Below are 25,976 nucleotides of genomic sequence, written 5' to 3'. Positions count from 1 at the left end.
TTATTTGTATTCGATGGTAAAATTGGCATTCGCGTTTGCAGTACCAGCCTGTACGGTATCGAAAGATTTGTAGCGCGCTTTCAGATTGAATGTGGCAGTACCATCGCTTCCTGCAGAAGGCGTGATATTGACCCACGGGGATCCCGCATCAGCAGACTGGTTGATCGGGATGACTTTTTCATTGTTATCAAGAATTTCGATACCTACACCCTGAGCAACATCAACGGACAGCAGGTTAGAGTGACCGGCAACAGTCGGGCCATCGAAACGCATGGAATAATCGCCAGCTTCACATTTTTCAAGCCCAATGGTGAATGCTTTAGAAGCTGTTACGTCACCGACGTTGGCAAATGCAGTTGTTGGATACTTACCGATGAAAACTTGTTTATCTTGATCGCCAGAAACTACGTTACAGGTGGATTTTACGATCTCACCCGTGAATTCGACCCTGCCATTTACTGCATAGGCATTCAACGCTGTTGCTGACAGGAGCAGTGCAGCGGCAGGCAGTAAAATCTTCTTCATTGTGACTCCATGTACTGATTAGATAATAACGATTAGTAGGCAAATAGATGCCTGGGGTTATTAATGGAAATGCTCAATCAACTACATCCTGCTGGACTGATTGGGCGAGGGAAATTTACACTAAGAGTTTTACTGGATTGATTGTTTTCACGACTTAATTAACAGGAATTAATAGATCGTTACATTTACTTTAGGGATAAATTTGTGTTCAGCTAATGGCTATATTTCAGTGCGAAATGAGAGATAAAATCGTTAACTATTGTTTTACTTAAGTAATCCACCATCAAAGTAGCCTTACATTCTGTGTTTTTTACCATTAACAAAACCAATCATTAGCAAACCTAACCAAACAAGGTTCTTATTCTTAATATTTGTTTTATTTTGGAATTTTATGCTACATTCATAACCGGAAAACCAATAAGCCATTCATGATGTTATTAACGCAAGGGCATTATTACACCAGGTTAATATCTGATGATATATCCAGTAAAAATCAATTATTTTTCAGATACTCCTGTCGTTATTATTAAACGCTGAGATTAGTATCAAAAGGACAATTACAAAATGGATGAGGCCTACGTCAAACATGACTTGTTTGAAATCATTGCGATTGTACGAGAGGCAGTAAAAAAGAAAAGCCGGGTCGACATCCAGGTCAGAAATAGAGTATTTGCCAGCCGTATTCAGAAAATAGATTCGGCAGGATTCTTTATCCCATGGAACGAAGAACTGGCGAACAAGCGCGATTTCTTGAGCTTTGTTATCAAGGATGACAACGGTAAATATGATTTTAAAACGACAAAAGCACAAGCCGTAACCGTTAATAACATTAATTGTTTATACGTCTTTTTTCCCGAGAAGATCAATGTTACACAACGGCGAATGCATATGCGTTTATATCTGGCAAACAAGCATAACTTTCAGTGTTACGGCAAGTTTAATGACGGGCGTAAATACCACTATAAGATTAAGGATATATCCCACGGTGGCTGCGCGTTAATTGTTGAAAATGATGAACGTATCAATTCGCTGCGCGGCACAACATTACGCAACGTTGAATTTGATTTTAATGATATAGGCACTTTAGTTTCTAATCTCCATGTGATCAACGTAGAGCCAATAAAAGAAACCATGGACAATGAAAACTATCGAAATTGCCTTCATCTATCCTGCCAGTTCAAGCGAATGACGGAAAGTTCACTGCGAAAACTGGACAATATCATTGTTAAATTACTCCTTGAAGAGAAGCGACTGCACCGATTATAAGGGCGGCCGCTGGCTTTTCCTGTGTAAAGAGAAATAGCACCGATGAAAAAGATTATCGTCTGGAGCGCCATGGATTTCATGGGGGCAGGCCTTCGTTCGGCGATTGCCGATTCAGGGCTGGAGCCAATCTTTGTGAGTACGATGGCAGAGGTCCAGTTTATGCTAGAGACTGACGCTACTGTACCGCTGCTAATTAGCCTCCTGGACAGTCATTATTCTCCTAAAGAAAAAATCCTCTGGCTCAATAATCATGTTGAAGATGTTAGGGGAAAGCAGGTTGCGTTGGTATTGAAACACCAGCATGAATCACTGGTACCGGAATTGTTGGTGCACCATGTTAAGATGATTGCCGACGATGCCCAGCTGATACAATTGCATGAAACCCTGCTTCAGATGGTGGTGGACCCTGGTTCTCCTGGCTACCTGGGAAATAAACCAACGGCGCACGGCAAACTGACGCAGATGGAAAAGAACATTCTGCGCTTGCTGCTTCAGGGTTCAGATATTCTCCACGTGTCGCAGCAGCTGGCCATCAACTACAAAACAGCGCAGTGCCATAAGATGAACGCTGTACGTAAATTAGGATTTCGCAACAGCGCACAGCTTTATCAAAACCTTAATGGATTCCTCTCGTTCGCATTCTGAGGTATCCGGAGCAAGGACGTTTAATGGGCAACGTCTATCTGTCAGTCATCCAGTTTTGATTGCCTGTTCGGCGACAACCGTTAAAAGGCGATATGGCATTGGGATAAAATCGAAAGCCCGCATAGCGAAAGCATTGCAGGCTTTTTTGTGTCCCCAAGTCGAAGCCAAACCTTTCAGGCACACAACCAAACAAGTAATTAAATACATGCAGTTACGTGTTTAGCTCCAATTCCTCTAAAATACAGCCTTATTTTTCCATCATCACTGCCTGTGTTTGGGGTACGAAAAGTAGCTGAAATAAGGTATAAAGCCGCATGAAAATCCCAAATAGAATCCAGCCGCTGGTCGACGATGGTCTTATCGACGATGTACTCCAACGACTGAAAAGCGGTAAAGAAGCCGATGTTTACACCGTTTTATGCGGTGGGAAAATCCATTGTGCCAAAGTGTACAAAGAAGCCACGCAACGTAGCTTTAAGCAGGCTGTGCAGTATCAGGAAGGACGTAAAGTCCGCAATACCCGTAACTCCCGTGCGATGCAAAAAGGCTCAAAATTCGGACGTAAACAACAAGAAGAATCCTGGCAAACGGCGGAAGTCGATGCGCTGTTCCGTCTTGCTAACGTCGGGGTACGCGTACCACAGCCCTATATGTGCATTGACGGCGTGTTACTGATGGAACTGGTCACAGATGCGGAAGGTGCGGTTGCGCCACGTCTTAGTGATGTGGTTTTAACGGAAGAAACGGCCGTTGCTGATTTCGATACCATGATCCGCAATATCGTACGCATGTTGTGCGCAGGTATTGTGCATGGTGATTTATCAGAGTTTAACGTGCTGCTCGATGCGCAAGGGCCTGTCATTATCGACTTGCCGCAAGCCGTAGACGCCGCCGCAAACAACCATGCTGAATCAATGTTTGAACGTGATGTGAATAACATCACTGCATACTATGGCCAGTTCGCCCCGCAACTATTGCAAACTCGGTATGCGAAAGAAATCTGGGCGTTATATGAAGACGGAAAATTAACGCCGGAAACACTGCTAACCGGTCTTTTCGTCGAAGAGGTCCATGATGTGGATATGGATTCACTGATGGATGAAATCATTACCGCAGAAGATGAATATTACGATCGCCAGCGGGCAGCCAAAGAACGCGACAATGAATACGAATGATTGAGCGATATAAGCCAATCTTTCCGTCAGTGATTATCCGTATCATTTGATGACGTAAAAAGCCCGCATCGCGAAAGTTATGCGGGCTTTTTTGTGTCTCGAACTTTTTTGTGTCTCGAAATTGTTTCTTAGTTTATTTGCTGACCGCCACACCACCACCGTGTTCCACACGGTGAGTATGCCCGTCCAGAGGATTTGCACCTACGCAAAATTCGGGGGATTATTGATACGCCAGAAGAAATTTTTACCCGTAAGGAGCAGCATGACTATTAAGAGTATTTCCCCTGCAGAAGCTAAAGTTCTGGTGGCACAAGGCGCTGCGCTGATTGATATCCGAGAACGTGATGAATATGCCCGTGAGAATATCGCTGAGGCACATTTACTACCGCTCTCTGCTATCGAAAATGGTGACCAGCTAGGCCCATTCGATCCCTTCGATACTGTAATTTTCCATTGCCAGTCTGGTATGCGTACCGTGCAAAATGCACAAAAGCTGGCTGAGTCGGTGGCTCCGGCAAAAGTTTTACTGCTGGAAGGTGGATTAAATGCCTGGAAGAAAGACGGGCGGGAAATTTTCGCCGATAAATCGCAACCGCTGCCGCTAATGCGCCAAGTGCAAATCGCCGCTGGAACGTTGGTACTTGCAGGCGTCGTGCTTGGTTTTAGCGTCCATCAGGGGTTCTTTTTACTATCAGGTTTTGTCGGTGCAGGATTAGTGTTTGCAGGCATAAGCGGATTTTGCGGCATGGCACGCATACTGGCAAAAATGCCGTGGAATAGACCTTAAGTTAAATCGACATAAACCCAACGACGATGGACTATGTTTAACGGTATATCTTTCACTTTATGAAATGAGGCTCATTATGTTTAAAGCAGGCGATCTTGTGCAACCTAAAAAGGGTGGCCCAAAATATGAAGTTCTGGATGTGCAGGGAGATACCCTGTTCTGTACGCCGAAGAATATTTTGACCGGCGAGACTGTCACGCTAAAAGCTGAAGACGTTGCGCTTTATAAAGAAAATGATGATTTTGGTGTTTGCTGAATTTTATCTGTTTCAGGCGGGCCGCGCTTCCCCGCCTGAAACTCACCAATAAAATATGCCCTATCCCTGTCATCGCCAGTTATCAACAACCGGGCACCGCGGGAAATTAGTTAAAAAAATCAGTAACCTCTTTCATATCCCGCAAAAAAACATTTCACTGCCGTGTCTGCGTTAACTTCTTTAAAGAAGTCAGCGACCAATTCTTTATCGAGATTGTAGCGGCGCGTTAATACGCCGGCTTCCCATGCCGCACGTTGCCTGTCACCGGTTTGCTCTGAAATACGATGGCTGAATCCCAGCACAAACCCACGTTTATAGTCCGAACAGAAGCGAGTCACCCTGGTGACACTGTCAGCTTCACGGGCTTTTAGCCCGGCCATCAATCCCTTACCAAAATGGTTATCCACCTGAATGCCCCATAGGCCATATCGTTATATAAATTATTATATAACGATATTCATGGCGTAAGATAGCCAAAAAGCAGAAGCTCTAAATGAAAAAATTAACCCTATGATTTTTAATATTAAATTAATAGCGGAACGACAAAATCAGGAAACGCTGTCTGTTCTGTCTCATTTAGCGGATTTTATTGACAAAACGCCTTTAAATAAAAATTTATCACTAATTGTCGAATTACATACAGCAATATAATCTAGCCATACCAAACAAGTCATTTAATAGAACTGACATTAACCTTCAATTGCAGTGTATATCTCTAATTATCATTCGGAGCTGGAATAATGTTTTCTCCTGAGTCACGCCTGCGCCATGCAGCCGCAGATACCTTTGCGATGGTAGTGTATTGCTCGGTTGTGAACATGATGATTGAGATCTTTCTCTCCGGAATGAGCTTCGAGCAATCGCTCTCTTCGCGTCTGGTCGCCATTCCAGTAAACATCCTGATTGCCTGGCCATACGGTTTTTATCGTGATGCGTTCATGCGCTTTACCAAACGTTTCAGCCAGGCCAATTGGGCAAAAAACCTCGCCGATATATTGGCTTACGTGACTTTCCAGTCCCCCGTATACATCGTCATTTTATGGTCGGTCGGTGCCGAGTGGAATCAAATAGCCGCAGCAGTCAGCTCGAATATTATTGTGTCGATGATAATGGGTGCAGCGTATGGCTATTTTCTCGATTATTGCCGCCGTTTATTCCGCATCAGCGGGTATCGGAATGCAAAAGCTGGGGTTTGAACACGCGGTAAGTTTGATAGCGTTGCGCCATGACGCGCAACAACGCCTCTTTTGATTAATGCTCGCCAAACAAGCCTGACAAGTAGCGTTCCAGCGCAATGCGTGAACTAAAGCCGTGCGGAATACCATAATGCTGATGAGTTTCGCCAGCAAGATAGAGCGGAAATTGCTGGTAGTGATCGCAGGTTTTAACATCTGTCGCAGGCTCAGCCAATGTCTGGCTTCGTTCTTTTAACGTAGGGTGAATAATCAGCGCTGTTCGCCCCATGCGTGCCTCACGATTGACATAAACGTAGTTTTCACCACGGCGGTAGCCATACGTTTTCGGCGTAACAATGTCCATGGTAAAACCGGCTTTTTCAAGAACGCGGGCCACCTCATCAGGTCGTAGATACATATTTTTTCCTCATCATCTTCTTAGCTGCGCAACCTTACATTAACCAGCATTAGCAACGCTTTCAGATTAGTCCATAAAGACCGTGAAAGAGCGTGAACTGACTCATCACTAAAATTTATGGTCTACACTAAGGAGTACATCGCAATAAGGGAGAAACCAATGTTTAACCGCATAAATCGAAATGATGTAGATGAAGGCGTTGATGATATTAACCGTGACGTGAATGAACTGGCCGACACGCTCGAAGAGGTTCTTAAATCGTTCGGTAGCGATGTTAAAGAAGAAGGTGAAGCCGCCCGCAAAAAAGCGGAGTCTCTATTGAAAGAGACCCGTGCTCGCCTTAATGGTCGCACTCGAGTTAAACAGGCCGCTTGTGATGCGGTAGGCTGTGCTGATACTTATGTGCGCGACAAACCCTGGCAGAGCGTGGGCATTAGCGCCGCCGTGGGTATTTTCATCGGGGCTTTATTAGCTTCCCGTCGCTAATCACAAAGATAGTCACAAAAGTGTAGTGATAATAAATATGCGTCCTGACCCCGGAGCCACTAGCCCGGGGTTTTTATTTAAGAAATAGCCATTCGTAATTGCTTCGCGGCCTGATGAGCCATCGCCTGCGACGTGAGATTAGTAAAACTCATCAGTATTCCCCCTTCCCCTTGTGAAACCATGCGCCAGTCGCTTAATGCCTGTACCGCCAATCCGGCTTTACGCGCTTTCTCCACTAAAGCACGATCATCCCCGTTGACGCGCATCACAAGCTGAATTCCACCAGCCTGTGGAACAACATCAAACCCTTGCTGCGCAAGCGCATGCTCCAACCAAACCCGCCGCTCGCTGTAGCACAGACGCATCTTTTTCAGGTGCCGCCAGAAATGACCTTCACGCAGAAAATCTGCAATGGTTTGCTGAATCAATAACGGGGCGGTACATGGCAAAAAATGTGCATGCTGTGAAAACGCTTCAACCTGTTGTTGTGGAACCACCAACCAGGCAACGCGCAAAGCAGGAAACAGCGATTTGCTGAATGTCCCAGCATAGATAACACGCTGCGGGCCATCGAGGCTTTTTATCGGCGGCAGCGGTTTGCCGTGATAACGAAATTCGCTGTCGTAATCGTCTTCAATTAGCCAACCCTGATTCGCTGCCACCCAATCAAGTAATTGGTGGCGGCGAGTAAGCGATAGCGCCACACCGAGTGGGCTTTGGTGTGCAGGAGTCAGAAGCGCAAAACGTGCATCAGGAAAATGGCTGATGCCGTAGTCAATTTGCATTCCTTCCTCGTCGACGGGTACAGCGTGCAGCACCATTTGAGCTTCTGCAAACACCGGGCGAACATAACGATAACCAGGATCTTCCAACCAAATTCCATCACCAGGTTTTGCCAGCGTATGTGCCACCAGCCTCATTGCAGCCTGAAACCCTGCGGTGATAAAGACCTGCTCGGGCTGGCAGTCAATACTGCGCGAAAATCGTAAATAGTCAGTAATGGCCTGGCGTAATGTGGATTCCCCATTCGCTTCCGGCATCACCAAATCATAACGAGTTTGCAGGCGTAGTCTACGTCCCATAATCCGCGCCCATAATACCCGAGGGAAAGCATCGAGCGCAGGTAGCCCCATTTGAAACGGTAGCGGCGCACCTTGTGGCTGGTTAGTGACAAAAGCTGGGTTATTTGCTCCTGAGGTAACCGATGGGCTCACAAAGGTTCCGGCCTGACCGCGCCTTTCCAGCCAACCCTGCGCGACTAACTCACCATAAGCGTTTTCTACGGTTGCCCGCGCCACGCCCAATTCAAGCGCCATCGTACGACTCGACGGCAAACGACTTCCTGCAACCAGTTCACCATCACTGATAGCCTGTTTAAGTTTTCTGGCGATTTGCTGATAACGCGGTATCGCATGGTGAGCACTTACTATAGGTTCGATCGAACTTGCCATTATGGCCTGCTTTATTAGTTAATTTATGGCTCTCTTTTGTAGTCCATCATAGTGCTAAATTGTATTCACACCAACACGAGGAATTAAACCATGATCGAACTACGCCAACCTTACTTTGACCTTTCCCCTGCCGTATTTAAACCAATGCTCCAGGCTCTGAAAGGTCTGGAATCCAGCTCGCTCGGTTCCACACTGATTGAACTGGTTTTCCTGCGTGTTTCACAAATTAACGGCTGCGCTTATTGCCTTGAAATGCACTCAAAAGCATTACGAAAAGATGGTGTAGACCAAACCAAGCTAGACGCGCTGGCAGGCTGGAAAGTAAGTAACCACTTCAGCGACAAAGAGCGTTCAGCACTGGCATGGGCAGAAGCAGTAACCTTAATTACCGAAGGTGGCGCGGAGGATGCAGTGTACCAACCGTTACTGCAATTCTTTACCGCTCAAGAGATTAGCGATTTAACCTTCACCGCCAGTTTGATGAACGCCTTTAACCGTTTGGCGATCAGTATGCGTATGTAGTCCGAACAGTTCCCTCTCCCTGATGGCTGTCACTAATACAGATCTCGCTCTGGCAATCTGTCAGGGTGAAATCTGCAAGTAACGCAGTTTTCACACTCACCAAAATGACCTGTGTTCCTTGTAATTACAGCTAACGGTGAACTGAGAAGCTCCATACCGCCCCGCTCATTATCCTTTCTATACTTATCTAAAAATACTATATCTTGTATGGTTGATAATTTATCCAACCACATCTAGTATTCATATCCTCACAACAAAGAGAATAAGAATCATGCGCATTAAAATATACACTCGAAATGACTGTGTTCAGTGCCATGCCACCAAGCGGGCGATGGAAAGCCGTGGGTTCACTTTTGAGCTGATTAATCTCGATCAGCACCCAGAAGCCGAGGACGATTTACGGGAAAAAGGCTATCGCCAATTGCCGGTGGTTGTCACCGACCAGGAAAGCTGGAGCGGATTTCGCCCGGATATGATCAACCGCCTTCGCCCCCAGGTTCACGCATGAGCAACCTCGTCTACTTCTCAAGCACCTCGGAAAATACTCTGCGCTTTGTTGAGCGCCTGGGTTTGCCTGCGCTGCGGATTCCGCTGGAAGTCAAACAGCGGCTGGAAGTGATGGAGCCCTACATTTTGATCGTGCCAAGCTACGGCGGTGGTGGGATTGCAGGTGCAGTACCCGCCCAGGTGATTCGATTTTTAAATAATGCCAGCAACCGGGCTTTGCTGCGTGGCGTGATTGCCAGCGGTAATCGTAACTTCGGCGAAGGGTTTTGCCGGGCGGGCGACGTGTTAGCCCAAAAATGCCAGGTGCCGTATCTCTATCGTTTTGAGCTACTTGGCACTGACCAGGACATCGAAAACGTGCGTAAGGGAGTGAGGGAATTTTGGCAACGACAGAAGCTATCCGCGTGAGCGCAACAGAAAGCGCGGATTTTCACGCGCTCAACGCCATGTTGAATCTCTATGATTCCGAAGGCCATATCCAGTTTGAGAAAGACAAACTGGCGGTGGAGCAATTCCTTAAACAGCATGTGTTGCCCCGCTCTCACCACTTTCCCTCTCAGCAGGCACGTCTTGATTGGCTGGTAACCGAAGGGTATTACGACAACGCTGTGCTGCAACGTTACGACAGCCGTTTTGTCGTCGAATTGTTTGAGAAAGCGCATAGCAGCGGTTTCCAGTTCAAAACCTTTCTTGGCGCATGGAAGTATTACACCAGCTACACGCTGAAATCTTATGACAGCAAAGAGTATCTGGAACACTTTCCTGACCGCGTGTCGATGGTGGCGTTAACGCTGGCACAAGGCGATGAAAAGCTCGCTAATCAGTTGATGAAAGAGATGCTCAGCAGCCGCTTCCAGCCAGCAACACCCACTTTTCTGAACTGTGGAAAGATGCAGCGCGGCGAATTAGTTTCCTGTTTCTTGCTACGCATCGAAGACAATATGGAGTCGATTGGCCGGGCAGTTAACTCTGCGTTGCAGCTATCGAAGCGCGGTGGCGGTGTGGCTTTCCTGCTCTCCAATTTACGCGAAGTCGGTGCACCGATTAAGCGCATCGAAAACCAGTCATCTGGTGTTATCCCGGTAATGAAAATGCTTGAAGATGCGTTTTCGTACGCCAATCAGCTTGGCGCACGCCAGGGCGCTGGTGCGGTTTATCTTCACGCACATCACCCGGATATTTTGCGCTTCCTCGATACCAAGCGCGAAAATGCCGATGAAAAGATCCGCATTAAGTCACTTTCACTTGGCGTGGTCATCCCGGATATCACCTTCCAACTGGCAAAAGTGAATCAGCCGATGGCCTTGTTTTCGCCTTACGATGTTGAGCGCATTTATGGCAAGCCGTTTGGCGATATTGCGGTCAGTGAGTTGTACGAGGAAATGCTGGCCGATAACCGCATCCGTAAAACAGTTATTAATGCCCGCGATTTCTTCCAGACATTGGCTGAAATTCAGTTTGAGTCCGGCTATCCGTACATCATGTTTGAAGACACGGTTAACCGCGCGAACCCCATTGCGGGGCGCATCAATATGAGCAACCTGTGCTCGGAAATTTTACAAGTCAACAGCGCATCAACTTATGACGAAAACCTCGATTACGCGCAGGTTGGCAAAGATATCTCCTGCAATCTTGGCTCGTTAAATATCGCCCACACCATGGATTCGCCTGATTTTGGCCAGACCATAGAGACGGCGATTCGCGGGCTGACAGCGGTTTCCGACATGAGCCATATCCGCTCAGTCCCGTCGATTGAAGCTGGCAATGCCGCATCACATGCGATTGGGCTCGGGCAGATGAATCTGCATGGCTATCTGGCACGCGAAGGCATTACTTACGGTTCACCCGAAGGGTTAGATTTCACTAACCTCTATTTCTATACCGTCACATGGCATGCAGTACGCACATCTAATTTGCTGGCGCGAGAACGTAAACAGAGCTTTGCCGGATTTGAACTATCGCGCTATGCCAGCGGCGAATATTTCCGCCAGTATCTGCAAGATACCTGGCAACCGAAAACTGCGAAAGTTCGCGAATTATTTGCCAAATCCGGAGTGGCAATTCCCACCCGCGAACAGTGGCAACAGCTGCGTGATGATGTAATGGAACATGGTCTGTATAACCAGAATTTGCAGGCTATTCCGCCGACGGGTTCTATCTCTTATATCAATCACGCGACTTCTAGCATTCACCCGATCATTTCGCGTATTGAGATCCGCAAAGAAGGCAAAATCGGACGCGTTTATTATCCAGCCCCGTTTATGACCAACAACAACCTGGAGTTTTATCAGGATGCTTATGACATTGGCCCGGAAAAAATCATCGATACCTACGCCGAAGCGACACGCCATGTGGATCAGGGTTTATCGCTAACGCTGTTTTTCCGCGATACCGCCACCACTCGCGACATTAATAAAGCGCAGATTTACGCCTGGAAGAAAGGCATTAAAACGCTGTATTACATTCGGTTGCGTCAAATGGCGCTGGAAGGAACAGAAGTTCAGGGCTGCGTGTCCTGCGCTTTATAAGGAGAGAACATGGCACAGCTAACCCACATTCGCGCCATCAACTGGAATACCATCGAGGATGAAAAAGACCTCGAAGTGTGGAACCGCCTGACCAGTAATTTCTGGCTGCCGGAGAAAATCCCGCTGTCTAACGATATCCCGGCGTGGCAGTCGCTGACACACGATGAACAGCAGTTAACCATTCGCGTGTTTACCGGGCTGACTTTGCTGGACACCATCCAGAATACGGTGGGTGCACCAGTACTTATGGCTGACGCAATAACGCCACATGAAGAGGCGGTGCTGTCGAACGTGGGTTTTATGGAAGCGGTACACGCGCGTTCCTATAGCTCGGTTTTCTCGACGCTTTGCCAGACTAAAGATGTTGATGCCGCCTACGCCTGGAGTGAAGAAAACGCACCGCTGCAACGGAAGGCACAAATTATCCTCGCGCATTATCATGCCGACGACCCGCTAAAGAAGAAAATCGCCAGCGTATTTCTGGAGTCCTTCCTCTTCTATTCCGGCTTTTATTTGCCAATGTATTGGTCGAGCCGTGGCAAGCTAACCAATACTGCGGATCTTATTCGCCTGATTATTCGTGACGAGGCAGTTCACGGTTATTACATCGGATATAAATTCCAGAAAGTGCTCGCGCAACAAAGCCCGGAGCGTCAAAACGAGTTGCAGAATTTTGCCCTCGATTTGTTGATGGATCTTTACGATAACGAAGTGGCTTATACCGAAGCGCTGTACGGAGGTGTTGGCTGGCAGGAGGATGTGAAAGCATTCCTTTGCTATAACGCGAACAAAGCGTTGATGAACTTGGGTTACGACGCGCTATTCCCTGCTGAAATGGCCGAAGTGAATCCGGCGATACTCGCTGCACTTTCACCGAATGCTGACGAAAATCATGACTTTTTCTCAGGTTCTGGTTCGTCTTATGTGATGGGGAAAGCGATGGAGACTCAGGACGAAGATTGGGACTTTTAAATCCATAAATTAATTAGGATATTTCATCTTTTTTTGGGAATGATATTTCCCACCAATAATCAATAATAACCGCTTACATTTTTGTCTGAATATCACCCTATTCAGGCAAATCTCGACTGTCATTTACAAAAAATATCATTTTTCTCTGATTTGCTCTCAGCCCTTTACTCATGGGAAATGCCGCCCATCCCCGCCGTACGGATATTGCATATATCGGAAATGGAGGGTTGTCTCAGATTCTGAGTATGTTAGGGTATATGCAGAGAATATTTCCATCAGGAATTGTATATAAATATAAATACAGGAATAACTTTATTGCATGGCAATTAAACTTGAAGTGAAGAATTTATATAAGGTATTTGGTGAGCATCCACAGCGCGCATTCAAATATATAGAGAAGGGTATTTCCAAAGCAGAATTACTGGAGAAAACAGGGCTGTCGCTTGGCGTGAAAGACGCCAGTCTGGCAATTGAAGAAGGCGAGATTTTTGTCATCATGGGGCTATCCGGTTCGGGTAAATCCACCATGGTTCGCCTTCTCAATCGCCTGATTGAACCAACCCGTGGACAGGTGCTGATTGATGGTGTCGACATTGCCAAAATATCAGACTCGCAACTCCGCGAAGTGCGTAAAAGTAAGATCTCCATGGTATTCCAGTCCTTTGCTCTGATGCCCCATATGACGGTGTTAAATAACACCGCCTTTGGTATGGAATTAGCGGGCATTCCGCTTAAAGAACGTCAGGAAAAAGCGCTTGATGCACTGCGTCAGGTTGGGCTTGAAAATTATTCTCATGCTTATCCCGATGAGCTTTCCGGCGGTATGCGTCAGCGAGTTGGTTTGGCCCGCGCTTTAGCTATTAATCCCGATATATTATTGATGGATGAAGCTTTCTCAGCTTTGGATCCATTAATTCGTACTGAGATGCAGGACGAGCTAATTAAATTGCAGGCAAAACACCAGCGTACCATCGTATTTATTTCCCACGATTTAGATGAAGCAATGCGTATTGGCGACCGAATTGCCATTATGCAAGGTGGTGAAGTCGTACAGGTGGGCACCCCGGATGAAATTCTGAATAACCCAGCTAATGATTATGTCCGCACCTTCTTCCGTGGGGTGGATATAAGCCAGGTATTTAGTGCCAAAGATATTGCCCGTCGTAACCCGGCTGGCCTGCTGCGAAAAACCGCCGGTTTTGGCCCTCGTTCCGCTCTTAAATTGCTGCAAGATGAAGACCGTGAATACGGTTATGTCATTGAACGTGGGCAACGATTCCTCGGTATTGTCTCAACAGATTCACTGAAAGCGGCGCTGGCTGCCGGTCAGGGTCTGGATAATGCTTATCTCGAATCTCCGGCGGCAGTTTCCGCCGATACGTCACTGAGCGAGCTGCTCACCCATGTCGGCCAGGCTCCGTGCGCGGTTCCGGTTATTGGGGAAGAAAGTCAGTACGTGGGCATCATCTCAAAAGGGGTGCTGCTGCAGGCGTTAGATCGTGATGGGGTAAGCCAATGAGTAACGATTCAAATCCGTGGGATACCGGCACAGCTGCTGCCGACGCAACAACCAACCAGGCCGCTTCAACTGCAGATGCGTGGGGTAGCCAGGCTGCGTCCACACCGGCTGCAAGTAACGGTGCAGATTGGCTGAATTCAGCCCCTGCCCCGCAAGTTGAGCATTTTAATATTCTTGATCCATTCCATAAGACGCTGATCCCGCTCGATAACTGGGTGACTCATGGTATCGACTGGGTGGTTACGCATTTCCGCCCAGTGTTCCAGGGTATTCGCGTGCCAGTGGATTACATCCTTAGTGGTTTCCAACACTTCTTGCTGGGTATGCCCGCTCCCGTGGCAATCATTCTGTTTGCGTTGATTGCATGGCAGATGTCCAGCCTGGGTATGGGTGTTGCTACACTAATTTCGCTGATTGCGATTGGCGCAATTGGTGCCTGGTCGCAGGCCATGGTGACGCTGGCGCTGGTTTTGACCGCCCTGCTGTTCTGTATGATCATAGGTCTACCACTTGGGATATGGCTCGCCCGAAGTGAACGGGCCGCGAAGATAATCCGGCCGCTTTTGGATGCGATGCAAACCACTCCGGCGTTTGTTTATCTGGTGCCTATCGTGATGCTGTTTGGTATCGGTAACGTACCGGGTGTGGTTGTAACGATTATCTTTGCCCTGCCGCCGATAGTACGACTGACGATTCTGGGCATTAAGCAGGTCCCGGAAGACTTGATTGAAGCGTCACGATCATTCGGTGCAAGCCCGCGTCAGATGCTGTTCAAAGTTCAGTTACCGCTGGCAATGCCTACCATTATGGCGGGTGTAAACCAGACGCTGATGCTGGCGCTTTCCATGGTCGTTATCGCTTCGATGATTGCCGTGGGTGGGCTTGGTCAGATGGTTCTGCGCGGTATTGGCCGCCTCGATATGGGTCTTGCGACCGTTGGTGGCGTCGGCATTGTGATCCTTGCCATTATTCTCGACCGTTTAACTCAGTCCATTGGCCGCGATTCACGTAGCCGTGGCAATCGCCGCTGGTATAACACCGGCCCAATTGGTCTTTTGACCCGTCCCTTCATCAAATAAGCATGCTGGCGGCATTCGTGCCGCTTCACGCCCCATCACTATAAAAAAGGAATAACGATGCGACACACGACTATTTTAGCCGCAACACTTGCCACACTCGTTACCACCAGCTCTTTTGCTGCTGATTTGCCGGGTAAAGGCATTACCGTTCAGCCAGCGCAAAGCACCATCTCAGAAGAATCATTCCAGACATTATTAGTTGCCCGTGGTCTGGAAAAGCTCGGCTATACGGTTAACAAACCGAGTGAAGTAGATTACAACGTGGCTTATACCTCTATGGCCGCAGGCGATATCACGTATATCGCCACCAACTGGAAGCCTCTGCATGACGACATGTATGAAGCAGCGGGCGGCGATAAGAAATTTTACCGTGAAGGAACCTACGTTCAGGGTGCCGCTCAGGGTTATCTGATCGATAAGAAAACTGCCGAACAATACAAAATTACGAATATTGAGCAGTTAAAAGATCCGAAAATTGCCAAACTGTTTGATACCAACGGCGACGGTAAAGCAGACCTGACGGGTTGTACGCCAGGCTGGGGCTGTGAAGCGGTTATCAATCACCAGATTGGCGCATACGGCTTGAGCAATACCGTGGAACATAACCAGGGTAATTATTCTGCGATGATTGCCGACACCATTACCCGCCACAAAGAAGGCAAACCGATTCTGTACTACACCTGGACGCCATATTGGGTGAGTGATGTGATGATTCCGGGCAAAGACGTGGTGTGGTTGCAGGTGCCGTTCTCTTCAATGCCGGGCGCTCAGAAAGATGTGGATACCAAACTGCCGAACGGTGCGAACTACGGCTTCCCGGTGAACACCATGCACATTGTAGCGAACAAAGCCTGGGCTGAGAAAAACCCACAGGCGGCGAAACTGTTTAGCTTGATGAAGTTGCCACTGGCGGATATCAACGCCGAGAATGCGATGATGCATAACGGTAAAGCATCAGAAGCGGATATTCAGGGGCACGTAGATGGCTGGATTAAAGCTCACCAGGCTGAGTTTGACAGCTGGGTGAACGAAGCTCTGGCTACGAAGTAACTTGCTAAAACGCCCTCACCCCAATCCTCTCCTCCATGAGAGGGAAAGACTGGGATGGGGCGTTTTCATTCCAACGCACAATTCGACACGCGACTCCTTCCCCCACCTACATTAATTTTCGCTATTATTCCCGCTCCTCATCACAAGCTGAAGAATAAGAATGAAAAATACTCACCAGGGACTAAGCCCCGCGCTCATCGTCCTGATGTCTATTGCCACGGGTTTAGCTGTTGCCAGCAATTACTACGCGCAACCGTTACTCAGCACTATTGCTAATGCATTTTCCCTTTCGATTAACCAGGCCGGATTTATCGTTACTGCCGCGCAACTGGGCTATGCCGCAGGCCTACTGCTGCTGGTTCCTTTGGGGGATATGTTTGAACGCCGTGGGCTGATTGTCTTTATGACGTTGCTGGCCGCAGGCGGCATGGTGATTACCGCGTTAAGTCAGACTCTTTGGGTGATGATTCTCGGTACTGCACTTACGGGTTTGTTCTCCGTTGTTGCACAGATTCTGGTGCCGCTGGCGGCAACGCTTGCGGAGCCTGAAAAACGCGGCAAAGTCGTGGGTACCATTATGAGCGGGCTACTGCTGGGTATTCTCCTTGCGCGAACCGTTGCGGGACTACTGGCAAACCTTGGCGGCTGGCGCACCATCTACTGGGTCGCAAGTGTGTTAATGATTTGCATGGCTTTAGCCCTGTGGCGCGGCTTGCCAAAAGTGAAATCTGAAACGAATCTGAATTATCCGCAATTGCTGTCCTCAGTATTCAGCCTGTTTATCAAAAATCCTCTACTGCGCACGCGTGCCATTCTGGGATGCCTGACGTTTGCTAACTTCAGCATTCTCTGGACGTCGATGGCGTTTCTGCTGGCATCACCACCGTTTAATTTCTCGGATGGGATGATTGGTATGTTTGGCCTGGCGGGTGCTGCGGGTGCTCTGGGCGCTCGTCCGGCGGGTGGATTTGCCGATAAAGGCAAAGCACATCTCATCACCACCATCGGGCTAGTGCTTCTGTTGCTGTCGTGGATTGCGACTGCGATGGGGCAGTATTCCGTTATCGCACTCATCGTGGGTATTTTGGTGTTGGATTTAACCGTTCAGGGTGTGCATATCACCAACCAAACCGTCATCTACCACATGATGCCAGAGGCACGAAATCGCCTGACTGCTGGTTATATGACCAGCTATTTTATAGGCGGTGCCGCAGGCTCTGTTATTTCTGCCAGCGCTTATCAACATGCTGGATGGAGTGGCGTGTGCGCAGCGGGTGCCATTATCGCCCTACTAAATTTGGTAGTGTGGTGGCGCGGCTACCACCGCCAGCAGTGATGGCACTAATCCTTTACATCCCCCTTGGATAATTTGGGGTATTAAGGGTCGTACCAGTCTGTTAAGGTTATCCCTGTTTATTCACTCGAGTGACATTAACGTCAGAAATAGATAAATAGTTAATATGGATAGTCCTGAAACAGTTCCATCAAATAACCATCTGAACGATGCTACCTGGACTGAAGGGCTGAAAGACAGTTTACCCATTGTCATCAGTTATATTCCGGTAGCATTTGCGTTTGGACTTAATGCCACCAAATTGGGATTTACTCCACTCGAAAGTTTATTTTTTTCCTGCATTATTTATGCTGGCGCCAGTCAATTTGTTATTACAGCATTACTGGCCGCGGGCAGTTCTCTATGGGTGGCCGCATTAACGGTTATGGCAATGGATGTGCGCCACGTCTTATACGGTCCATCCCTGCGTCAACGAATCACGTGCAAGTTGCGTAAATCTAAAACTGCGATTTGGGCATTTGGCCTGACCGACGAAGTTTTTGCTGCAGCCACGGCGAAATTAGTACGTGATAACCGCCGCTGGAGCGAAAACTGGATGATTGGGATCGCATTCAGTTCGTGGTTCTCATGGATTTTGGGTACTGCGCTGGGTGCATGGTCCGGTAATGGTTTGCTTGATAACGTCCCGGCAGTAGAAGCCGCGTTAGGTTTTATGCTGCCCGCACTGTTTATGAGCTTCTTGTTGGCGTCATTCCAGCGTAAGCAGTCATGGACGGTTACCGCATCACTTGCAGGTGCTCTGCTAGGCGTCACTCTCGTTTCAATTCCTGCGGCTATTTTGGCAGGTATTGTTTGTGGATGCCTGGCCGCATTGGTACAGGCGTTTTATCAAGGAGAGCCAGGATGAGTACTCAAGTACTTTTGCTGGGTCTACTGGTTGGGTTAGCCAACTATCTGTTCCGTTATTTGCCTCTGCGCATCAGGGCGAATTCGACTCGCCCGGCAAAACGAGGCGCAACAGGTGTGCTGCTCGACAGTATTGGTATCGCGTCAATTTGTGCCTTGCTGGTGGTTTCAAGTGTGCCTGAAATCCTGCACGACGCTCAGCGTCTTGTTCCTACACTTATGGGCTTTATCATTCTCGGGCTGAGCTTTTATAAGACTCGCAGCATTATCATCCCGACGTTATTAAGTGCTCTGGGTTATGGATTAACCTGGAAACTCATGATGGTGATCACCGTCTGACAATTAAAAAACGTATAAACAATACATTTACTTTATTTGTCACCATCGTTATTATATCGACCGCAACTAATGAGGTTATGCCAAAATGGATAGTTCGTTTACGCCCATTGAACAAATGCTAAAATTTCGCGCCAAACGCTATGAGGATTTCCCGTATCAGGAAATTCTGCTGACACGCCTGTGTATGCACATGCAGGGCAAGCTTTTGGAAAACCGCAATAAGATGCTGAAAGCTCAGGGCATTAACGAGACGCTATTTATGGCGTTGATCACACTTGAATCGCAGGAAAACCACAGCATCCAGCCTTCAGAATTAAGCTGTGCTTTGGGGTCTTCTCGCACCAATGCGACCCGAATTGCTGATGAACTTGAAAAGCGTGGCTGGATTGAGCGTCGCGAAAGCGATAACGATCGCCGCTGCCTGCATCTGCATTTGACCGAAAAAGGTCATGAATTCTTACGTCAGGTGTTACCACCGCAGCACAACTGCTTACACGAGCTTTGGTCTGTACTGAGTGGTTCGGAAAAAGAGCAGTTGGAACAGATTACCCGAAAGCTGCTCACCCGCCTTGATAAAATGGATGCAGACCAGACTGTACTGGAAGCCGTGCGCTAAGTGCCGTCATCGCGTTACATCGTAGTGTCCCAGAAAAGATGAATACTGACAGGCCAGCAACTTACCTTGCTGGCCTGTTGGGTCTAACAGGTCGGCTCAGCCGATCACTATAATAAAAAAGTGTGGAGATAAGCATGAGCGCACATGCGGAGACTCAAACCCCGCAGCAGCCGGGTAACAAGAAAGGTAAACGTAAAGGTGCCTTACTTGTATTGACCTTGCTGTTTGTAATTATTGCTGTGGCATATGGGATCTATTGGTTTTTAGTGTTACGTCACTACGAAAATACGGATGATGCGTATGTGGCTGGGAATCAGGTGCAGATAATGTCCCAGGTTTCCGGAAGCGTAACCAAAGTTTGGGCTGATAACACCGACTTCGTTAAACAGGGCGATGTACTGGTGACACTAGACCAGGCTGATGCGGAGCAAGCCTTTGAGCAAGCACAAACCGTGCTAGCTTCAAGCGTACGTCAGACGCGTCAGTTAATGATTAACAGTAAGCAGTATCAGGCTAATATTGAGCTGCAAAAAACATCATTGGCGCAGGCTCAAAGTGACCTGAACCGTCGCGTGCCGTTGGGTAATGCAAATCTGATTGGCCGTGAAGAACTGCAACACGCCCGAGATGCCGTCACATCGGCTCAAGCGCAACTGGATGTTGCCATTCAACAATATAATGCCAACCAGGCAATGATTCTCGGTAGTAAACTCGATGAGCAGCCTAGTGTTAAACAAGCTGCGGCCGAGTTGCGTAATGCCTGGATGGCGCTGCAACGGACTAAGATAGTCAGCCCAATGACCGGCTATGTTTCACGCCGCGTTGTACAGGTTGGCGCGCAGATTAGCCCAACCACTCCGCTGATGGCTATCGTACCGGCGAATGGTTTGTGGGTGGATGCGAACTTTAAAGAGACACAACTTGCGCATATGCGTATCGGCCAACCGGCGACGGTTGTCAGTGATATTTATGGTGATAAAGTTGAATACACCGGTAAAGTCGTGGGCCTTGATATGGGTACCGGCAGCGCGTTCTCACTTCTGCCAGCCCAAAACGCCACCGGTAACTGGATCAAAGTTGTTCAGCGTCTGCCTGTACGTATTGAGCTAGACGCGAAGCAGTTAGAACAACATCCGCTGCGTATTGGCCTGTCCACTTTAGTCAATGTGGATACCAGTAATCGCGACGGTAGCATGCTGGCAAACGAGACTCGCCACTCTCCGGTGTATGAAAGCAATGCGCGTGAACTCAATCTTGCGCCAGCTAATCAGCTTATCAATAACATCATCCAGGCCAATGCGGGTTAACAAAGCGGAGCTTGTATGAAACAGCAGATACCGCAAAAACCGCTGGAAGGGGCTCCACTGGTCATTATGACCATCGCCTTGTCTTTGGCGACCTTTATGCAGGTGCTGGACTCCACCATCGCCAACGTGGCTATTCCGACCATTGCCGGTAACCTTGGCTCGTCACTGAGTCAGGGGACCTGGGTTATCACTTCGTTTGGGGTGGCAAATGCCATCTCAATTCCTATTACCGGGTGGCTTGCCAAGCGCCTGGGTGAAGTGAAGTTGTTCATGTGGTCAACGATTCTGTTCGTGTTAGCGTCATGGGCGTGCGGCATGTCCAACAGTCTGGAGATGCTGATTTTCTTCCGCGTTATCCAGGGGATTGTTGCCGGGCCACTTATCCCGCTGTCACAAAGTTTATTGCTAAATAACTATCCGCCTGCCAAGCGAAGTATCGCGCTGGCGCTGTGGTCGATGACAGTTATCGTGGCACCAATCTGTGGGCCAATTCTCGGTGGTTTTATCAGTGACAACTACCATTGGGGTTGGATCTTCTTTATCAACGTACCTATTGGTGCGGTGGTCGTACTGCTGACGCTGCAAACATTGCGTGGGCGTGAAACCAGAACCGAGCATCGCCGCATTGACGCCATTGGCCTCGCGCTATTGGTTTTGGGCATTGGTAGCCTGCAAATCATGCTCGACCGTGGTAAAGAGCTGGATTGGTTTAACTCAACAGAAGTGATAGTCCTGACTATAGTCGCGGTGGTGGCGATTAGCTTCTTAATTGTTTGGGAGTTGACGGACGATAACCCGATAGTTGACCTGTCGTTGTTTAAGTCGCGAAACTTTACCATTGGTTGTTTATGTATCAGTCTGGCCTACATGCTCTACTTCGGCGCCATTGTTTTACTGCCGCAGCTATTGCAGGAGGTATATGGCTACACGGCAACCTGGGCAGGTTTAGCTTCGGCTCCCGTTGGGCTTCTTCCTGTATTGCTGTCGCCGATTATCGGGCGTTTTGCTCATAAGCTTGATATGCGAAAGCTGGTTACGTTCAGCTTTATTATGTATGCCGTCTGTTTCTACTGGCGTGCATATACCTTCGAGCCGGGAATGGATTTTGGCGCGTCGGCATGGCCGCAGTTTATTCAGGGCTTCGCCGTGGCCTGCTTCTTTATGCCACTGACGACAATTACGCTTTCCGGGTTACCACCTGAGCGTATGGCCGCAGCATCGAGTTTGTCGAACTTTACCCGAACACTTGCAGGTTCGATTGGTACATCGATAACCACAACGCTGTGGACTAACCGCGAGGCAATGCACCACGCGCAGTTAACGGAGTCCGTTACGCCGTTTAACCCGAATGCGCAGCAAATGTACTCGCAACTAGAAGGTCTGGGTATGTCGCCGCAACAAGCCTCTGGCTATATTGCACAGCAGATTACCAACCAGGGGCTGATTATTTCTGCCAACGAGATTTTCTGGGTTTCAGCGGGAATATTTATCTTGCTGCTGGGTCTGATATGGTTTGCCAGACCACCATTTGGTGCCGGCGGTGGCGGCGGTGGCGCGCACTAAGTCAGAAACACGAAAGGGGCCGATAGGCCCCTTTTTTCATCATGCATCAGACTAGATGTGCAGCTCTTTGAGTGTCTCTTTCGGCAAAGCCAACTCTTCGTTGCTGTTAACACTAACACCATGCTCAAGAATGTGACGCGCGATATCCTGCGCTTCTTGCAGCGAGTGCATGTGGTAAGTCCCACATTGGTAAACGTTCAGCTCTGGGATCTGGTTTTGCTCTTTCACCTTCAGTACATCTTCCATTGCCGCTTTCCATGCATCGGCAACACGAGTCTCTTCCGGTACACCAATCAGACTCATGTAGAAACCGGTACGGCAACCCATTGGTGAAATATCAATGATCTCTACGCCATTCCCGTTCAGGTGGTCACGCATAAATCCAGCAAACAGGTGTTCAAGTGTATGAATCCCTTTTTCTGGCATCACTTCCTTGTTCGGGATGCAAAAACGCAGATCAAATACAGTAATAGTATCGCCATGAGGCGTATGCATCGTTTTCGCTACACGCACTGCTGGTGCGCCCATGCGGGTATGGTCAACTGTGAAGCTATCCAACAACGGCATCTGATCACCTCCGATAAGTGATTTTTTTAAAAAAAAATGAACCATTCTTTCCTACACCACTCTGAGTATATGAAAGACGCGCATTTGTTATCATCATCCCTGATTCAGAGATTGATATTTTGGCCACACTGATTGTGGCCTTTTTCTTTTGTGTCAGGCGTGTTTTGCAAGCCACACATCAAACGGTTCTGTATCACTGGCTTCGATATCTCGCTGACGTTGCCATGAAGCATCATGCTCCTTCTGCAATACGTCCTCGGTCAAAATCTCCAGCGGTTCCTGTACTAGCATCTGGCGATAAAGCTCCGCCAACGCAAGCCCCGTTCCACCAATACCATTATCAATCATAGACCGCAAAATACGTGCAGAGTACGTTAATTCCGGATTGTCAAAACACGCGACCAGTTGGTCACAAACATCCTGGTATTCGCTGTTTCCGGCAATGCCATCCAGTGTTTCTGCTACACGGCGCAAATCAGTGAACAGATCTTTGCCGACTTTTGCCAATGGATGCTGTGCGGTTTCACAACCCATACCCAACGTCAGGCCAGGTTTGCGCCCTTCCAGAATCACACGATTCCAGTTTTTGCGGGTGCAAAGCAATTCGTCACTGCTCATTTCAGGTGCATCTGCCAACACACACCAAATCATGAACAAGTCGAGGAAACGAACTTGCTGCTCATCAACGCCAATAGGTGAAAACGGGTTGATATCAAGCGAACGCACTTCGATATATTCAATTCCACCGCGCATCAGTGCGTCAGAAGGTGACTCTCCTTCAGCTGTAACGCGTTTAGGGCGAATCGGTGCATAGAGTTCATTTTCGATTTGCAGCACGTTGGTGTTGATTTGAAGGCGTTTACCGTCCTTCTCAAGACCCATACGCGCGTATTCTTCCGATGGCGTTTTGATAGCGCGTTTCAACCCAGCGACGTAAGTCTCCAGATCGTTAAACGTAATGCCCAAATTGCTCTGGGATTTGTTGGTGTAACCCAAATCGCTCAGACGTAATGAAGTCGCATACGGCAGGTAACTCATGCCACATTCGGTTTTTACAAACGGCAGCGAGCTTTCTTTCCCTTGCAGGAACGATGAGCAGATAGCAGGTGACGCACCGAATAAATAAGGGATAACCCAGCCAAAACGGTAGTAGTTGCGAATCAGACGGAAATATCCGGCAGAAATCGCTTCTTTGCCGCTTTGAGCATCTTCTACACCCAGACGTGCCTGCCAGAATTCCAGTGGAAGCGAAAAGTTATAGTGCACACCAGAAATAGTCTGCATCAACGCACCGTAACGGTTTTTTAAACCTTCACGGTATAACGTCTTAAAACGTCCGTTGTTCGATGAGCCATACTGCGCCAGCTCAATGTTTTGACCGTCGTTGATATAGCATGGCATGCTCAGCGGCCACATGCGCTCGTCGCCCAACTCACGAGCCGTATGGCGATGAATATCGCGCATGAAGGTCAGCATATGGTCGATATCGCCCTCAACTGGAGTAATAAACTCCAGCAAAGCTTCTGCGAAATCTGTAGTGATCCATTTGTGTGTCAGCGCTGAACCAAGGCTTTCCGGGTGACCTGTTGTCGCCAACTGACCATCTGCCGTGACGCGTAGCGTTTCACGTTCAAGACCACGACGAATACCGTTTACTGCCTGAGGGTTCTGTTCCAGCCAGGCCAGCGCCTGTGATACGTTCGGGATCAAATTGACCTCCCGCCTGTCGAATTCATTTTTATTAAGCATAATTGTTTTAGATGGCGATGATAAATATCAGTCCACTCAATTAGTGCCACCACTCCATACCTTGAATCGTTGCAGCCGCTACAACGATATAGCGAAGCGCTTTACCAAGGCATAAACAAAAGATTACTGGTCCCCAGCGCATTCGTAGCACGCCAGCTAACAGGCACAGCAGATCGCCAACTAAAGGCATCCAGCTGAGTAATAATGTTGCCGGGCCAAAACGAACTAGCCAGGCTGTTACCTTCCCATGCCAGCGAGATTGTTCCCGCAACGGAAAAAAACGCCCTAGAATAACGTTAGTCAAACCACCAAGGCTATTACCCATTGTTGCTATTAAGATAAGCAACCAGGTGGGCCCGACTCCCGCAAGCAGCAGTGCTATTAGTACGGCCTCTGAACTTCCAGGCAATAAAGTCGCGCTAAGAAAACTACTGGAAAATAACGATAAAAGTGAAAGAGTCTCACTCACAGCAGGCGGACATCCACACCATCCATTCCTGCTGCGCGCGCTGCTTCAAGACCAAAATCTGCATCTTCAAACACCACACATTTTTGTGGTGCAACACCCATTAATTCGGCGCACAGCAAAAATGTGTCGGGAGCAGGTTTGTGGTTTTTAACATGATCAGCCGCGACAACGGCGGAGAAATACTGACGTAAACCCAAATGCTTTAGCAGCGCTTCGGCAATATCACTCTCACTACCTGTTCCCACAGCCATCGGACGACGACCATGCCAGGATTTAACAACATCAATAAGAGGAAGCGGACGCACCGTATCAAGAAGCATTGTTCTTACGGCCTGCGTTTTTTCTTGCGCTAAACGATGGGGATCGAGATCTGCACGATTGAGTTCGATAATCGCCTGCGCAATACGCCAGGTTGGAGAACCGTTCAACGCAACCATGGCTTGTTCGTCAAACTGCATGCCATAGCCCGCTAACGTCTCAAGCCACGCTTTGCGATGTGTCGGTTCGGTATCAAGGATGGTTCCGTCCATATCGAAAATTAGACCTTCGTAACGTTCGTACATCTCATCCCTCACATCACTCAATATTGAGGCGTTACTTTAGCGTAAACCAATAATATTGTCGCTTATTGTAATAGAGATAGTTCAGAAGGTGACTAATGGATAAACATAGATTTTGGGGGGGTTGATTAGAGTATTACAGAGAAGAAAGGTATTCAGAGGGGAGATGGTGCACCCAGGAAGATTCGAACTTCCGACCGCTCGGTTCGTAGCCGAGTACTCTATCCAGCTGAGCTATGGGTGCA

General features: G+C 48.2%; 29 protein-coding genes and 1 tRNA gene. 21 read left to right on the top strand and 9 right to left on the bottom strand.

Features of this window, described 5'->3' with window-relative positions; all coding sequences use genetic code 11:
* Nucleotides 1-525 carry a fimbrial protein gene (locus FH968_RS21045; protein WP_139883024.1) on the bottom strand — a complete coding sequence of 175 codons (525 nt, stop codon included), beginning with the start codon at nt 523-525 and terminating at the stop codon, nt 1-3.
* A 564-nt stretch (nt 526-1,089) separates the two neighbouring features.
* Between FH968_RS21045 and FH968_RS21040 the strand changes: the two genes are divergently transcribed.
* From FH968_RS21040 to FH968_RS21020, 5 genes are all read left to right on the top strand, one after another.
* Nucleotides 1,090-1,791, top strand: a complete 702-nt coding sequence (locus tag FH968_RS21040) for a flagellar brake protein (protein ID WP_139883022.1) — start codon at nt 1,090-1,092, stop codon at nt 1,789-1,791.
* A 42-nt stretch (nt 1,792-1,833) separates the two neighbouring features.
* Nucleotides 1,834-2,436: a LuxR C-terminal-related transcriptional regulator gene (locus tag FH968_RS21035; protein WP_139883020.1), complete on the top strand. Its 603-nt coding sequence runs from the start codon at nt 1,834-1,836 to the stop codon at nt 2,434-2,436.
* 314 nt (nt 2,437-2,750) lie between these two features.
* Nucleotides 2,751-3,611: a PA4780 family RIO1-like protein kinase gene (locus tag FH968_RS21030; RefSeq protein WP_139883018.1), complete on the top strand. Its 861-nt coding sequence runs from the start codon at nt 2,751-2,753 to the stop codon at nt 3,609-3,611.
* 262 nt (nt 3,612-3,873) lie between these two features.
* Entirely contained in the window at nt 3,874-4,398 is a 525-nt protein-coding gene (locus FH968_RS21025; RefSeq protein ID WP_139883016.1) for a rhodanese family protein, read from the top strand.
* 76 nt (nt 4,399-4,474) lie between these two features.
* Complete coding sequence (locus tag FH968_RS21020) at nt 4,475-4,654, top strand: hypothetical protein (protein WP_139883014.1); 180 nt, start codon at nt 4,475-4,477, stop codon at nt 4,652-4,654.
* Between the two features lie 119 nt (nt 4,655-4,773).
* Here FH968_RS21020 and FH968_RS21015 read toward each other — a convergent pair whose 3' ends face one another.
* A complete protein-coding gene (locus FH968_RS21015) occupies nt 4,774-5,061 on the bottom strand; it encodes a DUF2623 family protein (RefSeq protein ID WP_064513252.1) in 288 nt (95 codons plus the stop codon).
* Between the two features lie 333 nt (nt 5,062-5,394).
* Between FH968_RS21015 and alaE the strand changes: the two genes are divergently transcribed.
* Nucleotides 5,395-5,850: an L-alanine exporter AlaE gene (gene alaE / locus FH968_RS21010; RefSeq protein WP_139883011.1), complete on the top strand. Its 456-nt coding sequence runs from the start codon at nt 5,395-5,397 to the stop codon at nt 5,848-5,850.
* A 55-nt stretch (nt 5,851-5,905) separates the two neighbouring features.
* On the opposite strand, the gene FH968_RS21005 is transcribed toward alaE, so the two are convergent.
* Nucleotides 5,906-6,247, bottom strand: coding sequence for a DUF2002 family protein (locus FH968_RS21005; RefSeq protein WP_034457410.1), 342 nt, complete (start codon nt 6,245-6,247; stop codon nt 5,906-5,908).
* Between the two features lie 159 nt (nt 6,248-6,406).
* Between FH968_RS21005 and FH968_RS21000 the strand changes: the two genes are divergently transcribed.
* Complete coding sequence (locus FH968_RS21000; RefSeq protein WP_139883009.1) at nt 6,407-6,733, top strand: DUF883 family protein; 327 nt, start codon at nt 6,407-6,409, stop codon at nt 6,731-6,733.
* A gap of 77 nt (nt 6,734-6,810) precedes the next feature.
* Here FH968_RS21000 and FH968_RS20995 read toward each other — a convergent pair whose 3' ends face one another.
* On the bottom strand, nt 6,811-8,142 hold the full coding sequence (locus FH968_RS20995; protein WP_139883036.1) for a PLP-dependent aminotransferase family protein: 1,332 nt from the start codon (nt 8,140-8,142) through the stop codon (nt 6,811-6,813).
* Nucleotides 8,143-8,274: 132 nt separating this feature from the next.
* Here FH968_RS20995 and FH968_RS20990 point away from each other — a divergent pair, with 132 nt between their 5' ends.
* From FH968_RS20990 to emrB, 14 genes are all read left to right on the top strand, one after another.
* The gene (locus tag FH968_RS20990; RefSeq protein ID WP_139883007.1) at nt 8,275-8,706 is read left to right on the top strand and encodes a carboxymuconolactone decarboxylase family protein; all 432 of its coding nucleotides are present in this window, start codon (nt 8,275-8,277) and stop codon (nt 8,704-8,706) included.
* Nucleotides 8,707-8,977: 271 nt separating this feature from the next.
* Nucleotides 8,978-9,214, top strand: a complete 237-nt coding sequence (gene nrdH / locus FH968_RS20985; protein ID WP_139883005.1) for a glutaredoxin-like protein NrdH — start codon at nt 8,978-8,980, stop codon at nt 9,212-9,214.
* Nucleotides 9,211-9,621 carry a class Ib ribonucleoside-diphosphate reductase assembly flavoprotein NrdI gene (gene nrdI, locus FH968_RS20980; protein WP_139883003.1) on the top strand — a complete coding sequence of 137 codons (411 nt, stop codon included), beginning with the start codon at nt 9,211-9,213 and terminating at the stop codon, nt 9,619-9,621. The genes nrdH and nrdI overlap by 4 nt, the downstream gene beginning before the upstream one ends.
* On the top strand, nt 9,594-11,741 hold the full coding sequence (gene nrdE / locus FH968_RS20975) for a class 1b ribonucleoside-diphosphate reductase subunit alpha (protein ID WP_139883000.1): 2,148 nt from the start codon (nt 9,594-9,596) through the stop codon (nt 11,739-11,741). Before nrdI ends, nrdE begins: the two co-directional genes overlap by 28 nt.
* A gap of 9 nt (nt 11,742-11,750) precedes the next feature.
* The gene (gene nrdF / locus FH968_RS20970; protein ID WP_139882998.1) at nt 11,751-12,713 is read left to right on the top strand and encodes a class 1b ribonucleoside-diphosphate reductase subunit beta; all 963 of its coding nucleotides are present in this window, start codon (nt 11,751-11,753) and stop codon (nt 12,711-12,713) included.
* 319 nt (nt 12,714-13,032) lie between these two features.
* Nucleotides 13,033-14,232, top strand: coding sequence for a glycine betaine/L-proline ABC transporter ATP-binding protein ProV (gene proV, locus FH968_RS20965; protein ID WP_139882995.1), 1,200 nt, complete (start codon nt 13,033-13,035; stop codon nt 14,230-14,232).
* Nucleotides 14,229-15,311 (top strand): glycine betaine/L-proline ABC transporter permease ProW, encoded by a 1,083-nt coding sequence (gene proW, locus FH968_RS20960; protein ID WP_139882992.1) that lies wholly within the window; start codon nt 14,229-14,231, stop codon nt 15,309-15,311. Before proV ends, proW begins: the two co-directional genes overlap by 4 nt.
* 57 nt (nt 15,312-15,368) lie before the next feature.
* A complete protein-coding gene (gene proX / locus FH968_RS20955; protein ID WP_139882989.1) occupies nt 15,369-16,361 on the top strand; it encodes a glycine betaine/L-proline ABC transporter substrate-binding protein ProX in 993 nt (330 codons plus the stop codon).
* Nucleotides 16,362-16,521: 160 nt separating this feature from the next.
* Nucleotides 16,522-17,697: an MFS transporter gene (locus FH968_RS20950; protein WP_139882987.1), complete on the top strand. Its 1,176-nt coding sequence runs from the start codon at nt 16,522-16,524 to the stop codon at nt 17,695-17,697.
* A 124-nt stretch (nt 17,698-17,821) separates the two neighbouring features.
* Nucleotides 17,822-18,562, top strand: coding sequence for an AzlC family ABC transporter permease (locus FH968_RS20945; protein WP_139882985.1), 741 nt, complete (start codon nt 17,822-17,824; stop codon nt 18,560-18,562).
* Nucleotides 18,559-18,900, top strand: coding sequence for an L-valine transporter subunit YgaH (gene ygaH, locus FH968_RS20940; RefSeq protein WP_139882982.1), 342 nt, complete (start codon nt 18,559-18,561; stop codon nt 18,898-18,900). The genes FH968_RS20945 and ygaH overlap by 4 nt, the downstream gene beginning before the upstream one ends.
* Before the next feature lie 85 nt (nt 18,901-18,985).
* A complete protein-coding gene (gene mprA / locus FH968_RS20935) occupies nt 18,986-19,516 on the top strand; it encodes a transcriptional repressor MprA (protein WP_139882979.1) in 531 nt (176 codons plus the stop codon).
* A 134-nt stretch (nt 19,517-19,650) separates the two neighbouring features.
* Entirely contained in the window at nt 19,651-20,823 is a 1,173-nt protein-coding gene (gene emrA, locus FH968_RS20930) for a multidrug efflux MFS transporter periplasmic adaptor subunit EmrA (RefSeq protein ID WP_139882976.1), read from the top strand.
* Nucleotides 20,824-20,838: 15 nt separating this feature from the next.
* Nucleotides 20,839-22,386 (top strand): multidrug efflux MFS transporter permease subunit EmrB, encoded by a 1,548-nt coding sequence (gene emrB / locus FH968_RS20925; RefSeq protein WP_139882972.1) that lies wholly within the window; start codon nt 20,839-20,841, stop codon nt 22,384-22,386.
* Nucleotides 22,387-22,437: 51 nt separating this feature from the next.
* On the opposite strand, the gene luxS is transcribed toward emrB, so the two are convergent.
* The 5 genes from luxS to FH968_RS20900 all read right to left on the bottom strand — a co-directional run bounded on the left by luxS (nt 22,438) and on the right by FH968_RS20900 (nt 25,975).
* Nucleotides 22,438-22,953, bottom strand: coding sequence for an S-ribosylhomocysteine lyase (luxS, locus tag FH968_RS20920; RefSeq protein ID WP_034457434.1), 516 nt, complete (start codon nt 22,951-22,953; stop codon nt 22,438-22,440).
* 153 nt (nt 22,954-23,106) lie between these two features.
* Nucleotides 23,107-24,663 (bottom strand): glutamate--cysteine ligase, encoded by a 1,557-nt coding sequence (gene gshA / locus FH968_RS20915; protein WP_139882970.1) that lies wholly within the window; start codon nt 24,661-24,663, stop codon nt 23,107-23,109.
* A gap of 79 nt (nt 24,664-24,742) precedes the next feature.
* Nucleotides 24,743-25,171 carry a YqaA family protein gene (locus tag FH968_RS20910; protein WP_139882967.1) on the bottom strand — a complete coding sequence of 143 codons (429 nt, stop codon included), beginning with the start codon at nt 25,169-25,171 and terminating at the stop codon, nt 24,743-24,745.
* On the bottom strand, nt 25,168-25,734 hold the full coding sequence (gene yqaB, locus FH968_RS20905; protein WP_139882963.1) for a fructose-1-phosphate/6-phosphogluconate phosphatase: 567 nt from the start codon (nt 25,732-25,734) through the stop codon (nt 25,168-25,170). The genes FH968_RS20910 and yqaB overlap by 4 nt, the downstream gene beginning before the upstream one ends.
* A 164-nt stretch (nt 25,735-25,898) precedes the next feature.
* Nucleotides 25,899-25,975, bottom strand: a tRNA-Arg gene (locus FH968_RS20900).
* Nucleotide 25,976: the final 1 nt, after the last annotated feature.

The organism is Buttiauxella sp. B2 (assembly GCF_006376615.1).
Lineage (GTDB): Bacteria > Pseudomonadota > Gammaproteobacteria > Enterobacterales > Enterobacteriaceae > Buttiauxella.
This window is presented reverse-complemented; position numbering and strand designations above follow the sequence as displayed.